General features: G+C 68.8%; 19 protein-coding genes. 2 read left to right on the top strand and 17 right to left on the bottom strand.

Going from position 1 to position 15,039, the window contains the following annotated elements; all coding sequences use genetic code 11:
* Positions 1 to 90 precede the first annotated feature (90 nt).
* The 12 genes from VM938_06920 to VM938_06865 form a co-directional block, all read right to left on the bottom strand.
* Positions 91 to 465 (bottom strand): hypothetical protein, encoded by a 375-nt coding sequence (locus VM938_06920; protein ID HVF74764.1) that lies wholly within the window; start codon positions 463 to 465, stop codon positions 91 to 93.
* The gene (locus VM938_06915) at positions 440 to 928 is read right to left on the bottom strand and encodes a MerR family transcriptional regulator (protein ID HVF74763.1); all 489 of its coding nucleotides are present in this window, start codon (positions 926 to 928) and stop codon (positions 440 to 442) included. Before VM938_06915 ends, VM938_06920 begins: the two co-directional genes overlap by 26 nt.
* A gap of 88 nt (positions 929 to 1,016) precedes the next feature.
* Complete coding sequence (locus tag VM938_06910) at positions 1,017 to 1,520, bottom strand: bifunctional nuclease family protein (protein ID HVF74762.1); 504 nt, start codon at positions 1,518 to 1,520, stop codon at positions 1,017 to 1,019.
* 9 nt (positions 1,521 to 1,529) lie between these two features.
* Entirely contained in the window at positions 1,530 to 2,048 is a 519-nt protein-coding gene (gene hpt, locus VM938_06905; protein HVF74761.1) for a hypoxanthine phosphoribosyltransferase, read from the bottom strand.
* Positions 2,045 to 2,824 (bottom strand): MerR family transcriptional regulator, encoded by a 780-nt coding sequence (locus VM938_06900; protein ID HVF74760.1) that lies wholly within the window; start codon positions 2,822 to 2,824, stop codon positions 2,045 to 2,047. Before VM938_06900 ends, hpt begins: the two co-directional genes overlap by 4 nt.
* Positions 2,824 to 3,303 (bottom strand): FHA domain-containing protein, encoded by a 480-nt coding sequence (locus VM938_06895; GenBank protein ID HVF74759.1) that lies wholly within the window; start codon positions 3,301 to 3,303, stop codon positions 2,824 to 2,826. Before VM938_06895 ends, VM938_06900 begins: the two co-directional genes overlap by 1 nt.
* Before the next feature lie 24 nt (positions 3,304 to 3,327).
* Entirely contained in the window at positions 3,328 to 3,708 is a 381-nt protein-coding gene (gcvH, locus tag VM938_06890; protein HVF74758.1) for a glycine cleavage system protein GcvH, read from the bottom strand.
* Positions 3,709 to 3,721: 13 nt separating this feature from the next.
* Positions 3,722 to 4,441 (bottom strand): DUF881 domain-containing protein, encoded by a 720-nt coding sequence (locus tag VM938_06885; GenBank protein ID HVF74757.1) that lies wholly within the window; start codon positions 4,439 to 4,441, stop codon positions 3,722 to 3,724.
* Positions 4,438 to 4,764, bottom strand: coding sequence for a small basic family protein (locus tag VM938_06880; GenBank protein ID HVF74756.1), 327 nt, complete (start codon positions 4,762 to 4,764; stop codon positions 4,438 to 4,440). The genes VM938_06885 and VM938_06880 overlap by 4 nt, the downstream gene beginning before the upstream one ends.
* Entirely contained in the window at positions 4,765 to 5,427 is a 663-nt protein-coding gene (locus VM938_06875; GenBank protein HVF74755.1) for a DUF881 domain-containing protein, read from the bottom strand.
* 70 nt (positions 5,428 to 5,497) lie between these two features.
* Positions 5,498 to 7,984, bottom strand: a complete 2,487-nt coding sequence (locus VM938_06870; protein HVF74754.1) for a mannose-1-phosphate guanyltransferase — start codon at positions 7,982 to 7,984, stop codon at positions 5,498 to 5,500.
* Positions 7,981 to 8,568, bottom strand: coding sequence for a CDP-alcohol phosphatidyltransferase family protein (locus VM938_06865; GenBank protein ID HVF74753.1), 588 nt, complete (start codon positions 8,566 to 8,568; stop codon positions 7,981 to 7,983). Before VM938_06865 ends, VM938_06870 begins: the two co-directional genes overlap by 4 nt.
* Positions 8,569 to 8,592: 24 nt before the next feature.
* On the opposite strand from VM938_06865, the gene VM938_06860 reads away from it, so the two are divergent.
* Positions 8,593 to 9,006, top strand: coding sequence for an ATP-binding protein (locus tag VM938_06860; protein ID HVF74752.1), 414 nt, complete (start codon positions 8,593 to 8,595; stop codon positions 9,004 to 9,006).
* Complete coding sequence (locus VM938_06855) at positions 9,003 to 9,446, top strand: hypothetical protein (protein ID HVF74751.1); 444 nt, start codon at positions 9,003 to 9,005, stop codon at positions 9,444 to 9,446. Before VM938_06860 ends, VM938_06855 begins: the two co-directional genes overlap by 4 nt.
* A 54-nt stretch (positions 9,447 to 9,500) precedes the next feature.
* Here VM938_06855 and VM938_06850 read toward each other — a convergent pair whose 3' ends face one another.
* The 5 genes from VM938_06850 to VM938_06830 form a co-directional block, all read right to left on the bottom strand.
* Positions 9,501 to 10,877 carry a S8 family serine peptidase gene (locus VM938_06850; GenBank protein ID HVF74750.1) on the bottom strand — a complete coding sequence of 459 codons (1,377 nt, stop codon included), beginning with the start codon at positions 10,875 to 10,877 and terminating at the stop codon, positions 9,501 to 9,503.
* A gap of 277 nt (positions 10,878 to 11,154) precedes the next feature.
* The gene (locus tag VM938_06845; GenBank protein HVF74749.1) at positions 11,155 to 11,736 is read right to left on the bottom strand and encodes a hypothetical protein; all 582 of its coding nucleotides are present in this window, start codon (positions 11,734 to 11,736) and stop codon (positions 11,155 to 11,157) included.
* A gap of 22 nt (positions 11,737 to 11,758) precedes the next feature.
* Positions 11,759 to 12,850, bottom strand: a complete 1,092-nt coding sequence (locus VM938_06840; protein ID HVF74748.1) for a hypothetical protein — start codon at positions 12,848 to 12,850, stop codon at positions 11,759 to 11,761.
* A 430-nt stretch (positions 12,851 to 13,280) separates the two neighbouring features.
* The gene (locus tag VM938_06835) at positions 13,281 to 14,684 is read right to left on the bottom strand and encodes an MFS transporter (protein HVF74747.1); all 1,404 of its coding nucleotides are present in this window, start codon (positions 14,682 to 14,684) and stop codon (positions 13,281 to 13,283) included.
* 7 nt (positions 14,685 to 14,691) lie between these two features.
* Positions 14,692 to 15,039 (bottom strand): hypothetical protein (locus VM938_06830; GenBank protein HVF74746.1); only part of this gene is annotated, 348 nt, incomplete at its 5' end.

Below are 15,039 nucleotides of genomic sequence, written 5' to 3'. Positions count from 1 at the left end.
CCGCAGCATCTCGCGGACGTCCTCGTCGGTATGGGGTGCGAACCTCACGCTGCGGGCAAGTGTACGGGTGCGCTCAGCCGTTCCGGGTCGTCAACCCGACGCATCCTCGAGGCCGTACTTCGTCACGAGGGACAGGTAGTCGCGCTGGTAGAAAACCTTGCAGCGCACCTCCGGGTAGCGCTCGCGGAGCCGCCGCACCTTCCGGTTCTTCTTCGTGACGAGCTTCTGGCTGAGCGTGGTGATCTCGATGTAGAGGTCGTAGGCGGGCAGGTAGAAGTCGGGGCGGAACGCCTGCGCCGGATGGCCCTGCCGGTCGTGCTCGAGGATGAATTCGGTCGGCTCGTACTCCCACGCCACGCCGTAGAAGTCCAGCAGCTTGGCGAACTGCCGCTCCGAGTTGTGGGCGAAGCGGATCTCCTCGTGCGGTAGCCCCGTCGTGTCAGCCCCCGGCGCCCGCCGCCGCATCGGGCAGCGTCCGCTCCTCCGTAGCGACCGGTTCCTCGGCCGTGCGGGGGGCGAACTCGTGGATGGCGGCGTCGAGCTCTTCCACCACGCCTGCCAGCGGCAGGACGATGTTGAGCACGCCTTGGCCGCCCTTGAGCAGGTCGACCAGTTGGTCGTCGCTCTGGGCCAGGACCGAGTTGGAGCCGCTGATCACCAAGTTCGCCGTGGTGACCTCGGCGCCCGTCTCGCGCAGCGCCTCCAGCGCCTTGCGGGCCTGCTGCAGCGAGATGCCCGCGTCGAGCAGGCGCTTGATGACCTTGAGCTCGAGCAGGTCTCGGTAGGAGTACAGGCGCTGCGTGCCGCTCCCCTTGGCGCCGCTGATCGAGGCGGCCACGAGGTTGGTACGCGTCCAGTAGTCGAGCTGGCGGTAGGTGATGCCGACGATCGAGCAGACCTTGGGCCCGCGGTATCCGGCTTCAGACATTGGGGAAGTCCTCCGGCATGGTGACACCGACGTAACTACGCCGGTGTGAGAAGGGTAAACCCCGCGAACCCGCACGTCAACGGGCTGCTCAGGATGTGAAGTCTTCGGGGCGCACGCCCTCGATGAACTGCTTGAACTGCGAGACGATCTCGTCGGGGTTGGCGTCGACGTCGTCGTCGTCCTCGTCGGGCGCCAGTTGCACGCCCTCGCTGTCGATCAGCTCGTCCTCGGCGAAGATCGGCGCCCCAAGGCGGGCCGCCAAGGCGATGGCGTCGGACGGCCGGCTCGACACCACCGTCGACACGCCGTGCTGCGACAGGTGCAGCTCGGCGTAATAGGTGCCCTCCCGCAGCTCGGTTATGAGCACCCGGTCGAGGGTGATGCCCATGGTCGTCAGGACGTCGCGAAACAGGTCGTGCGTCATCGGCCGCGACGTCGCCACGCCTTGGATGGCGAAGGCGATGGCGGTCGCCTCGGGGGCGCCGATGAAGATGGGAAGGGTGCGGCGAGCGCCGCTCACCTCTTGCAGCAGCACCACCGGGTTGTTCGTCGGGAGCTCCACGCGAACTGCGGTCAGGTGCATTTCCACCATGCGGGCACCCTACCCCGGGGCCAAACGTTCGAGTACGACGACCTCGTCGAGGTTTCTGTAGCGCTCGCCCTCGTCGAGGCCGTAGCCCACCACGAAGTCGTCGTCGATCTCGAAGCCGATGTAGTCCACCGGCGTGGGCACGATGCGCTGCGAGCGGCGGTCGAGCAAGGTGCACGCGGCCAGCGAACGGGGGCCGCGCCGCTGGAGCTCGCCCAAGAGGTACGTGAGGGTGAGGCCGGTGTCGACAATGTCTTCCACCAGCACCACATCGCGCCCGGCGATGTCGAGGTCGAGGTCCTTGACCAGGCGCACCCGGCCGGTGCCCTCGGCGTACGAGGAGATGGCCAGGAAGTCGAGCTCGACGTGCACGGGCATGGCTCGCACCAAATCGGCCAGGAACGGCATGCAGCCCTTGAGCACCCCGACCAGCAGCACGCCGTCGGGATAGGCCGCCGCCAGTTCACCGCCCAGCCGCCGCACCCCCGCCCGCAACTCGTCCCGCCCGACGACGACCCGGCGTGCGTTCAACTACCGATGAGGCCCTTGAGGGCCTGGCGGACCATGGCGGCGCGCAGGCGTTGGCCCATCTCCGCCAGGTCGCCCAGCGTCTCCACCGCCTGCTGGCGCGCCTGGGGGTTGCGCTGCTTGAGCAGCGGCGTGACGATCTGCTCGAAGAGGGCGGACTCCCGCTCGGCGGCGTTCTTGTAGGCCCGCAGGTGCCGGGCCTCGATGCCGAACTTCAGGAAGCTCGCGGCCAGCCCGGCCACGATCAGCGCCTCTTCGTCGTAGTACACGGTGCCCGCCACCGGGCGGCCCGCGACGAACCCGTAGCGCTCCAACTCGGCGACGCCCTCGGGCGGCAAGCCGCTGGCCGACGACAGCTCGTCAAGGGTGAGGTTCACCCCCGACGCACCGGCCGACAGCGCGGAGCTGGCCGGGGGCACGGGACGCGACCGCCGCACCGGTTCGGGCTCCGGCGTCGGTTCCGGCTCTGCCTCCACCTCGGGCGCCGCCGCCACGGGCGCGCCTTCGGGCTCGACCTCGTCGTCGTCGTCGACCTCCTCCCCCGTCAGCCGGCCCTTGATGACCTTGAGGGGGAGGAAGTGCTCGCGCTGCTGGCGCAGGATCCAGCGCAGGCGCTCGACGTCGGTGTCGTAGAACTTGCGGTACCCCGACGGCGTGCGCTCGGGGTCGACCAAGCCCTGGCTCTCCAAGAAGCGGATCTTGGAGATGGTGATGTCGGGGAACTCGTCCTTGAGGAGCGACAGCACCTCACCGATCGAGAGATACGCCCGTTCGGCCATCAACCCTCGGCTGCGGCCAGGAAGACGAGCTTGAACTTGCCGATCTGCACTTCGTCGCCGTTGTCGAGCGTCGCCTCGTCGATGCGCTCGCGGTTGAGGTACGTGCCGTTGAGCGAGCCCACGTCGCGCACCACGTAGCCCGGCCCCTGCCGCACGAACTCGGCATGGCGGCGCGACACCGTGATGTCGTCGAGGAAGATCTCGCTGTCGGGATGGCGGCCCGCTCGGGTGACCTCGCTGTCGAGGGCGAAGCGGGAGCCGACGTTGGGTCCCCGCTTCACGACGAGCATGCCGGTGCCTTCCGGGATGTCATCGAGGGCGACGCTGATCTCGTCGTCGACCGGCGCCTCGGGGGTGGCAGGGGGCGCCATGAAGGTGACGGTCGTGTCGTCACCCGACTCCTGGGCCAACACCGCCCCGCACGACGAGCAGAAGTTGGACCCGGCCGGGTTCCGATGCCCGCAGTTGTTGCAGAACACGCCTTCCACCGTAATCGCCGCCGGTCAGCCGGCGATGAGGGCGCGGTAGGCCTCGGCGTCGAGCAGGGAATCGAGGGCAGCGGCGTCGCTCGGTTCGACCACGCAAATCCACCCTTCGCCGTAGGGGTCCTCGTTGAGCTTCTGGGGGGCGTCGGCCAACTCGTTGTTGACCTCGACCACCGTGCCGGCAACCGGGGCGTAGAGGTCGGAGACCGACTTGGTCGACTCCACCTCGCCGAAGCCCGCGCCCGCTTCCACCGTGGAGCCCGGCTCGGGCAGCTGCACGAAAATCACGTCGCCCAAGGAATCCTGGGCGTAGTCGGTGATGCCGATGCGGACCTTGCCGTCTTCAAGGCGCGCCCACTCGTGGTCGGACGTGTAGCGGAGCTCGTCGGGAACGTTCATGCGGGGCGCCCTTTCATGAGCCGGACCCTACCGGACGCGCCGCCCGGAGGGTCGGGGCCGCGGCGAGGGCCGGGATGTCGACTTTCGGCGACCGCTGCACCTGTGCGGTGACGCCTGCGAGGGCCGAGAGCGTATCGAGCGCGCCGCCCGGGATCTTCAACCCGCCCTCCAGCGTGGGCGGCTGGCCGATGGCGAACACCTTGAACGGGGCTTCAAACTGCACGCCGTTGAGGGTGACGCCGCCGCCCCGTCCCTCGGCGAAGGCGGATGCCACGCCGATGCGCTGGCCGTTGACGGAGACCGCCTCGGCCCCGGCGTCGCGCAGTTCCTGCACCAGATCGATGAAGGTGTCGTAGGTGATGCTGCCCCGCGGATCGGCGACGTCGACGACCACGCCGGGGCCGGTGACGGGGACGGTGCCCGCCAGCACCTGCAAGGCGTGGAGCTGTTCCTGGCCCGCGGTGGCAGCCGCCGCGTCGTTGCGGCTGGAGGCCTCCAGGTCGGCCAACTGGACCCGCAGCGTGCCGATCTCGTCGCGCAGGGCATCGGCCTCGGTGTTGAGGTTGGCGAGGATGCGGGCCAGGTCCTCTTCGCTCTCCGCCTCCAGCCGCTGGCTGAGCCGCTCGTCGTTACGGAACTGGCTCACCAACAGGAAACCCACCAAGGCGGTGACGACGACAACCAGGATGGGCCCGCCCGCCACGCCCCGACGGGCGGCGATGGGCGCGGTCATCCGCCGAAGACCCGGCGGCGGATCGCCGCGAGGTTCTGGAAGATGCGCACGCCGAGCACCACGACCACCGCGGTCGAGAAGTCGGCCCCCAACTGGTCGCCCACCCACACCAGGAAGATGGCCACCGCGGCGTTGGAGATGAAGGCGATGACGAAGATACGGTCGTTGAAGGTGTGCTCCAGGTACGTGCGCACGCCGCCCAGGCCCGCGTCGACGGCGGCCACCACGGCCATAGCCACGTAACGGCTGAGTTCCTGGGGGACGGACGGCTGCAGCAGGATGGCCACCAGCGCACCGACCAACAGGCCGAACAGCGCCAACATCTACCGACCTCCGGTGGCCGGGGGCACGGGCTCGGCGGTGGTGATGCCGACGCGGCCGGTGTAGGCGGGCACCTCGACCTCGCGTTCGCTGACCGAGAAGCCGAGGCCGAACAACCGTGTCCAGCGCCGGAACCGGGTGGCGATGGCGCTGTCGTCGAAGGCCTTGCGGTCGGCGCCGATCGCCGCGATGCGATAGGGCGGGGCCAGCGGCCGGAAGTTCACCACGATGGTGTCGCCCGCGGCGCGGATGGGGCTGGTGGCCACCAGGCGGCTGTCGTTGACGGCCACCGCCTCGGCCCCCGCCGCGAACAAGGCGTTGACCATGAGCTGGATGTCGGTGTCGTGGATGCGGTAGGCGCCGCTCTGTTCGGGGTCTTCCGGGTCGCGGTCGGAGTCGGACAACCGGATGAGCAGGCCGCGGCCTTTGAGCGCCACCGTGCCCGCTTCGACGGCCAGGCGCTCGGCCCGGTCGGCAGCTTCCTCGTCCTGTTCGGTGCGCTGGGCCATGGCCCGCTGGGCCGCGGTCACCTCGGCGCGCAGGTCGCGCACGTCGCGGTCGAGGCCCTCCACGTCGTGGCGGCGGTCCTCGATCAGCTCGATCAACTGCCCCCGCCGCGGCGCCTCGGCTTCACGGGTGGCGCGGGTGGTCGAGGCCGTCGTCACCAGCAGGAAACCCAGCAATGCAAAGCATCCGGCGAGCGCGAAGGACGACCGACGATACACGGGATGGTGTCTAGCGCAACATCTGCCTGATGCGGCGCGCGTACTCCTGGGCCAGTTCCTTGGCCTCGCGCTCGGTCGGCCCCTCCGCCCACACGTGGGTGACAGGCTCCTCGGGGTCGGGCAGCACCAGTGCCCACCCGTCGTCGTGGAGCACCTTCACGCCGTCGACGAGGACCAGCTCACGGTCCTTGATGCGCTCCACCAGCGTGCGCATCACCATCCCCTTCTGTTCCCACGGGGTGACCACCCGCTCGTGGGCGATGTGCACCCGAGGCACCTGGCTGACGACCTTGGAGAGGCGCAGGCCGGTCTCGGCCAGCATGGCCAGCAGGTTCACCAAGGTGGCGACCGCGTCGTAGGCCGGGAGGAAGGCCGGGAAGATGTAGCCGCCCTCTTGGCTCGCCGCGAAAGCGATGTCGCCTGTGGAGGCCACCTCCATGAGGTGGGGCGTCGACAGCTTGGTCCACTCGATCTCCGAGCCCCAACGCATGCAGGCGTCCTCGACGGTGCGGCTGACGGCGACGGGCACGGCGACCCGGGGCTTGTCGTGGGTGGAGCAGACCAGTTGCAACAAGGTGAACAACGCGGTGTCGTCGTCGAGCACCTGGCCCGCGTCGTCGACGATGGTGATGTGCTCGGCGTCGGGGTCGATGACCGCGCCGAGGTGGGCGCCCGAGGCCCGCACCAGTTCGCTCACCTGGGCCGCCGCCTTCCAGCGGTCGAAGGCCACCATGCCTGCGGTGGCGGCGTAGGGGTTGACGGCGAGGACCTCGGCGCCGAGCTTGCCCAGCACGTTGGGCATGACGAAGCTGGCCGAGCCGTAGCCGTAGTCGATGACGACCTTGAAGCCCGCCGCCCGGACGGCCTCGGCGTCGACCGAGCGCATGAGGGCGCCGGTGTAGTGCTCGATGGCCCGGGGTGGGAACCCGATCTCGCCCATCTCGGCGGCCATGGCCCGGCGGAAGTCCTCGCGGTAGTAGAGCCGCTCGATCTTGAGCTGGGTGGCCTCGGTGACGTCGATGCCGTTGTTGTCGAAGAAACGGATGACGACCGACTGAGGGTCGTCAGGAGCAAGGCGCACGGTGATGCCCGCCTGGCTGCGCACCGTGCGCACCTGGAAGCGGGTGACGGGGATGGTGGCGACTTCGAGGTCGTCGACGTTCACGCCCGCGGCGTTGAGGCCCACCATGACCGCACGCTTGATGGCCCGGGCGGCGCGGCTGGAGTCGCGCGAGCACGTGACGGTGGCGCCCTTCTTCAGCGTGGTGGCGAACGCCATGGCCACCCGCACCGCCAGTTCGGGGGTGATGTCGACATTGGCCAGGCCCGCCACGCCGAGGCGGCCGAACAGGTTGCGGGCGCCGCGCGACTCCCACACGATCGAGGAGTTGATGATGGCGCCGGGCTCGACCGTCTTGAACGGGTAGACCTTGACGCCGGGGTTGATGACGGCGTGGTCGCCGACGAAGCACTCGTCGCCGAGCACCACGCCCTCTTCGCAGCGGGCACCGGCGCGCAGGTCGCTCGAACGGCCGACGATGCAGCCCCGCAGTCGCACGCCTGCGCCGAGGTAGCCGTTGTCGTGCACCACGGCGCGCTGCAGGAAGGCGTCGCGGCCGACCCGCACGTTGGAGCCCAGCACCGTGTACTCGCGCAGGTGGGCACCGGCTTCGACCCGGCAGTAGTCGCCGATGACGGCGGGGCCGTCGATGGTGGCAGCGGGGTCGACCTCGGCGCCCTCGCCCAACCAGATCCCCTCCCCCATCTGGAAGCCGGGGATCTCCACTTCCACCTTGCCGTCGAGCACGTCCTGGTGGGCCTTGAGGTAGGCGTCGAGGGTGCCGACGTCCTCCCAGTAGCCCTCGGCCACGTAGCCGTAGAGCGGCTTGCCCGCTTCCAGCAGGGCCGGGAACACCTCGCCCGAGAAGTCGACGGGGCGGCCCGCCTCGATGTAGTCGAAGACCTCGGGCTCGAGCACGTAGATGCCGGTGTTGATGGTGTCGCTGAACACCTGGCCCCACGTCGGCTTTTCGAGGAAGCGCTCGATGGCGCCGTCTTCGCGTGTGATGACGATGCCGAAGTCGAGGGGGTTCTCCATCGACTTGAGGCCGATGGTGGCCATGGCGCCGCGCTCCTCGTGGAAGCGCACGATGGCCGACAGGTCGATGTCGGTGAGCACGTCGCCGGAGATGACGAGGAAGCGCTCGTCGAGCTCGTCCTTGGCGTTGGCGACCGAGCCCGCGGTACCCAGCGGCGTTTCCTCGGTGGCGTAGACCATGCGCACGCCGAACTCGGAACCGTCACCGAAGTAGGTGCGGATGGCCTGCGGTAGGAAGGCCACGGTGACGACGATCTCGGTGAAGCCGTGATCGCGCAGCAGCCGCACGATGTGCTCCATCATCGGCCGGTTGGCCAAGGTCATCATCGGCTTGGGCTGGTTCGAGGTCAGCGGACGGAGCCTCGTCCCCTCGCCGCCCGCCATGATGACTGCTTTCACGGGGTGGAGCCTACCCGCCCCTCCGCCAGTGCAGTTCGTGCCATCGGGATGTACATCAGTGCTGCGTACCAGGCGAGCACGAGCCCCGGCAGCACGACCAGCCAGGCCAGTGTCCCGGCCAGGTCGGCCCAGCCCGCCGTCGAGTGGCTGGTGAGGAAGAGCGGGAAGGCGACCATGCAGGCGAAGGTTCCGGCCTTGCCCGCCCACTGCACGTCGATGCGCCGGGCGCCCATGGCGGCCAGCACGACTACGGCGATGGAGACGAGCGCTTCCCTGACGAGGACGGCGACGGCCACCCACACCGGCGCCGAGCCGTCGATCATGATCCCGCCCACGCCGACCAGCAGCATGATGCGGTCGGCGGTGGGGTCGAGCACCTTCCCCAGCGTCGAGACCTGCTGGTAGCGGCGGGCGATGTAGCCGTCGATCCAGTCGGTGCAGCCGAGGGCGGCGAGGAGCAGGGCTGCCCCATAGCGGTCGGGCGGCTCGCTGCCGAACAACAGCCAGACGAACCAAGGGATGCACGCCAACCGCACCAGGGAGATGACGTTGGGGACGGTGAGGATGCGGTCCTCGGGGGGCACGGCCGGCGAGTTTAGGTATGGCGGGTGCTGCGGAGGGGTACTCGAAGAAGCGAACCCACGGAGCGACCGCTGCACCTCAGCCTGAAATTGACGCGCGACCCCAGGAGCGCCGCTGCAGCCCGGCGGTTCGTTTCGCGCGTGCTGGCGGAAGCGGGACGGGGCGAGGGTGACGGTGTGGTCGTGCTGCTGACCAACGAGCTCGTGACCAACGCCATCCTCCACGCCGATTCCGAGATCGACGTGGTGGTCGACGTGGAGGACACGACGGTGCGGGTCGAGGTGCGCGACGCGTCGAAGCGAGCCCCGGTGCGGCGACAGGGCGAGCCCACGTCGATGGCCGGGCGGGGGTTGAGCCTGGTCGAAGCACTGGCGTCGGACTGGGGTGTCGACACCATCCCCGGCGACGGTAAGGCGGTGTGGTTCGAGGTCGCAGTATGACCCTGGTGCGGCTGGTGGGCATCCCTGCTGCCGATTTCGTGCGCCTCCACCTCCACGTCGACGACCTGATGCGGGAGCTGGAGATCATCGACGTGGGGCATCGGGCGGGCGTGGCCTCGGCGCCCGCCGAGTTGCGCGACCTCATGCGCCGGTTGCTGCTGCACTACGCCGAGGCGCGGGAGGCGGCGTGGGCGCAGGCCGAGGCGGCCACGGCCGACGGGCGGGCCACCGTCGACATGGAACTGGAGCTGCCGGTCGAGGCTGCTGACGCGGCAGTGAAGTTGACCACGCTCTTCGAACACGCCGATGAGCTGTCGCGGGCGGGCATTTTGCTCACCATGCCGACGCCGCCCGAGCTGCAGGAGCTACGGCGCTGGACGACAACCGAGGTGTGCCGCCAACTGCAGGAGGGCGCCACCCCCTGCCCCTACCCCTGCTAGTCCCGAGTACACAGCCGGCGATTTTCGCCGGCTGTGTACTCGGAACGGAGCGGGTCAGCGGGTGCGCTTGGCCTTCTGCAGGCGGAAGTCGGCCGTGGTCGTGGCGCTGTCTGCCACCGTGACTTGGCGGGCCTGGTCGACGTAGCCGGCGGCGCTCGACGTACAGGTGTACGTGCCCACGGGGACGGCGCTCAGCGTGTAGGTGCCGGTCCCGCTGGTGGTCGTGGTGCCCGCAGTGCCGCAGTCGACCACGGCGCCCGCCAGGTTGACCCTGCCCCTGCTGTCGGTCACCAGGCCGGTGATGGCACCGGTCGGGGTGGCAACCGGTGCGCAGTTGGCGGCCGCCGCGGCGGTGGCCGCTTCGGCGTCGACGATGCCGTAGCCGTAGTCAGGGGTGTAGGTGCCGCGGCTGCCGGTCAGGGGGTGCCGCGACGTGGAAGTGAGGATGTCGAGGGTTGCCTGGCGGTCGCAGCCCAGGCCCTTGACCAGGGCCGCCAAGCCCGCCACGTGGGGGGCGGCCATCGAGGAGCCGATCATTTCGCCGTAGGCGAGCTCGGGGCTGGCCGTTGCGTAGCCGCAGAAGGTGTCGCCCATGCCCCGCACCACCGTGGACACGATGCCGCCGCCGCACTGGGTGATGTAGTCGGCGGCGCCGCCACCGGGGGCCGAGAGGGCCAGCAGGTCGGGCTTCACCGGGAAGTTGGAGTACTCGGCCGGAAGCTCGTTGACCGTGGTGGCCCGGACGCAGAGCAAGCCCTCGGTCCAACCCGGGTAGTCGCACAGCGGCGCTGTCTCGTTGCCTGCTGCGGCGACCACGACCACGCCTGCGGCATTGGCGTTGGCCATGGCGGCGTCGAGCATGGCCCGGTGCTCGTCGAGCAACTGGAGGCCGAGGTGGCCGAGGCCAGGAAGCTGGCCCAGGCTCATGTTGATGACGTCGGCGCCTTGGGCGACGGCCCAGTCGATGGCGTAGGCCAGGTCGTCGGTGTAGGCCGAGGCGCCGTCGAAGACGTTGATCGGCAGGATGGCCGCGTCGGGGGCGACGCCGGCGACGCCGGTGCCGTTATTGGTGATGGCGGCAGCGATGCCCGCCACGTGGGTGCCGTGGTGCGGCGCCGCATCCGGGTCGTCGCTCGGCCGGTATGTGCCGTTGTCGCAGCCGCTCTGGCCGCATTGCACGAACGTGCGACCGGGCAGCAACTTGGCCGCCAGGTCTTCGTGGCCGAGGTCGACGCCGGTGTCGATGACGGCGATGACCGTCCCTGCGCCCGTGCCGTGCTGCCACGCCTGCTCGGCGTTGATCTGCCGGAGCCCCCACTGGCCGAGCCCGGTGACGGGCGCCGTCGGGGCGTAGAAGGTGTCGTTCGGGGCGGCAGCCTGCGCGCTCGGGACCGAGCCCATCAGCAGGACTGCAAGGGTGGCAACAGCCACGAGGATCCGTCGTGAGAACAAGAGTCCGCCTCCTCTGTCGAATGACCAGGCTAGCTCGAAAGAACTAGTTCCCGAACGGGCTCAATCAGCAACATTCGGACGGCGACAACCTTCGAGGGGGATACTTGCACGACCAACTCCCCCCGGCACGCCGTTGCGCCGGTCGTACTCCTCTGTCCGTGTCCCACCCGTGGTCGGCGGTCGGTCGTCCTGCCCTCACAACGTGACCCGCGGGTCGCCGTCCTCGGCCATCGACATATAGGACACGACCTGTCTTCTAGTCCGGCTCCTCGACTGATGTGCACTCAGGCTGCGGCGTGGTCCCCCGTACGTAGTTCTCGAACGCACAGAGCGTGATGCCGGTCCGAAACACCGCCTGACGCTCCGCTCCGCCGACGGTGTACGTCACCGCGAACCCCGTGGCATACCCGCGTCCGGGCTCGTCGCGCCGGACCCCGAACGTCACCGCCAGGCCTCGCTGACGGGTAGTCGTCGGGTCGCCCCGAGGTACGACGGCGCCGGGAAGCGGCAAAGCATCCTGTTGGACCTCAGGCGGCGGGTACCCATGTGTTGCCCCGATCATCCCGAAGCTTCGACCGGGGCCGTTCACCGTGACGCCGACAACGTGCAATCCGTGCACGCCGACGAGTTCGATCTTCTCAAGGGTGACCGGCCTGTCTTCTCCTTCGGCGAGTGCGACGAAGTTCCCGAAGCTCAACGGTTCACCGACGGCGGCCACGCCGCCGACGGCATACCACTGGCCGTCGGATCCCGGACCACGAAGGTGCTCGCCTTCTTGGCTCGCCTCTCCGCTGCAAGCTGCGACCACAGACGTGAGACCGACGACCGTGACCGCCAATCGCCACGCCCAGGCGCGCGGCCTACTGCTTGTAGACAAGCGATGACTCGGGAATGGGGCCGTCGTTCCCGCACATCGTCGCAGCGCGCGAGAAGTCGATGCGGAAGTTGTGCTGTGCCATCCAATCGGACGACGAGCTGAGGTTCACGCCGAAGGCGGTCGCACCGATCTTGTAGTGAAAGCCTCGGCCGGTGTTCTTGATGAGAAAACTGCCTTCGCCGTAGGGAACGGCCCAAGTCTTGTACGTCGTCAAGCACTGGCCGTCCCACTGCCCGACGCCGACGCCGGTTTGGCTGCCGCCGTGCCATGTGTTGCCCTGGATCGTCCACTGCGGCGGGCAGTAGCCCTGCACCTTGTACTTGTCGAAACGGAAGAACGTCTGGAGTTGGTTCGCAAACCCGGCGGGAACGTTCCAACCGGTGGCCGCAGTGCTCGACTTCGTGACTCGAATCGATCCTTCGGTCTTCCACGTGCGGTTGTCGGAGCTGATGCCGACCCCAAGGTCGGACTGCGAGCCCGTGGAGTACACGTATGTACCGGATCCTCCTGCGGGGACGTGGATCTCCCCGATGGTGTCGGCGTACGCCCCGGTTTCGATGACCTCGGCGTAGCAGGGCGATCCAGAGGGCGGCGAACCACCGGTGCAGATCGGACCCGCCCGCGTCGCACTCCATGTCTCGGGCAAGCAGATCGTGGTTTGCGTCGCCGCCTGGGGAGCCGAGGGTGCCGGTGCGTCGAGTGGGACCCTGAGGACTGCGACGGACGGCGCAGCGAGCGACCGCGTGAAGAAGGACGTGCCAGATCGGTCCTCCGAGACGACCGTCACCATGAAGTTCGCATAGCCGCCGTTATGTGCGGCTTGGTCGGTCACAGCCGCGAGATCTGCGGGGAGCGGAACCGTGAACCGTCCGTCGTTGACAGCCGCCTGTGCAACCAGCGGCAGTTCTAGCTTCGACCCTACGGATGACACGGCAGCCTCTGCACTCGGCCACACGTAGACGGACACGAGCGCGTCGCCAGTCGGCGAGGGAACGACCGTCCCTTCGACGAGGGCGCCCTGGGCACTGACGTGACCACCCGTCGATACCAACGACGCCGCGGCGACGGCGACCACGAGGGCCCCACGCCTGACGAGACGTCGACTTCCGGATCGCTCAGCGTTCTTTGCCCGCGTGGAAGTCACCTGTAGAACATGCATGCGCCGTCGCAACGAACCCAGCCCCCCGTGAAGGTCGCAGGCCCCCGGCCAGCGATGAGGCCAAGGTAACAGGCCTCGCCCCAGGATGGAAGATATTTCCGAATTGTCCTTCGCTACCTCGGAGTCGGGCTGGGGAGATTTGAACTCCCGACCTCTTGACCCCCAGAGCCACTCTGCGTGTCCGCCCCGTGCCGGCTCATGACGGCCAATCTGCTGACCAGGGCATTCTCAGACAGGAGGCTCATGAGTGCCGCCTCGTCACACCCCGTTGGTCACTTTTGGCGCCGGTCACGAGCGCGGCCGCGGCGACTTGATGTCCATGGTGTTCTCCCCTTCGTCGACGGGGTCAGCCGGTCGGTTGGATCGCTGTGAGTTCTGGTTGGAGTGGCGCGGTCACAGTGGTGCGCATCGGGAGCGCCAGGGCGGAGGTGATGAGGCCGCCGGCGACGATGAGCCACCAGATGCGGTCGTAGGCGACGGTTGCGGCAGCGAGCCCCGATGACGCCCCGAGGAAGGCGATGGTGAGCGCGACGCCGAACGTGCCGCCGAACTGGCGGACGGCTTGGAGCGCGGCGCCGCCGACGCCGGTGCGGTTCTTGGGGAGTGCTTGGGCGACGACGCTGGAGAGCTGCGGGAAGACGAATCCGACACCGAGTCCGCTCAGCACCATCGACGGGAAGTAGTCCCGCAGGTACTCGACCTCGGGGCCGAGCATGAGCAGCCGGTACAGACCGCTGCTCGCGTAGAGGACGCCGCCGACGAGGAGGATCGGTCGTTGCCCGATCTTTCCGGCGAGGCGTCCGGCCCGCGGCGAGACCAGGGCAACCATCGCCGGCCCGGGCGCGACACCGAAGCCCGCCTGGAGGATCGACCAGTCCCACACCTGGGTCAGGAACAGGATCGAGCCGAAGAAGAGAGCGGAGAACGCAGTTCCGAAGACGAGCATCGCGAGGTTCCCCCACGCGAAGTTGGGGATGCGGAACAGGTCGAGGTTCAGCGCGGGGGCGGCGCTTCGACGCTGATGGCCGACGAACAGCAGAAGGGTTGCGAGGCCGGCGCCGAGGAGCCACAGCGTGCGAGCGCCGAACCACCCGGCTTCGTCGGAGCCGATGAGGCCGTAGGAGAGGAGCGCGGCAGCCCCGGCGACGAGCGCGACACCCACGATCGATGGGATCTTCGTCTCCGGGTCGGACGACTCGAGGAGGTGCCGCCTGCCGGCGAGCACCGTGTACACGCCGACCGGGAGGTTGATGAAGAACGCCCAGCGCCAACCGAGGCCCTCCACGATCGCAGCGCCGAGGGTGGGCCCGAGGGAACCGGCGACTGCGCCGGCGACGCCCCAGATCGCGACAGCTCGCGGGAGCTGATCGTGCGCGAACGCGTGCATGACCAGTGCCAGGGACGACGGGATCAGCGCAGCGGCACCTGCGGCTTGGAGGATCCGGAACACGATCAGGACCTCGACGGTCGGAGCCAGCCCGCAGGCCATGGATGCCAACGTGAACACCGTCGAACCGGCCAGGAAGACACGCCGATGACCGATCCGATCCGCCAGCTTCCCGGCCGGAATGAGAAGCGCGGCGAACACGATCGTGTAGGCGTTCAGCACCCACGCGAGCTGCGATGGACCCGAGCCCGAGAACGTGGCGGTGATGTCGGGAAACGCGACATAGAGGATCGTCGTGTCAAGGAACGTCGCGAGCGTGGCGAGCGACGCGACGGTCAGCGTGCGGCGGGACTGGTCGAACACGATGCGCTCAGCCCTGCGTCATGAGACGCGTCTGGAACGACTCGGCGATCAAGGTGCCGTCACGCCGCGCGATCCGGCCGTGCTCGGTCGCCAGACCCGCCGAGCTGGTCGCAATCTCGAACACGCCAGTGAGCCAGTCACCGTCGTCCAACACCACTCGCGGCTGGTGGATGTGGGTCGTCAGGTCGATGCTGACGCCACCCGTCGGCGGCTCGATCCGCAGGAACGCAGGCGGCGGGAACCAGTCCGTCGCCATCGCGAGCCAGGCGGCGTCAACCGTTCGGGACTCCAGCGGGCGTATGTAGCCCTGGATTCTGGCCCGGTCGCCTCCCGAGAACGGCAGGCAGCGCGGATC

Source organism: Acidimicrobiales bacterium (assembly GCA_035536915.1).
Classification (GTDB): Bacteria; Actinomycetota; Acidimicrobiia; order Acidimicrobiales; family JAHWLA01; genus JAHWLA01.
Note: the sequence above shows the minus strand (reverse complement) of the source record. Positions and strands in the feature narration are given on the sequence as shown.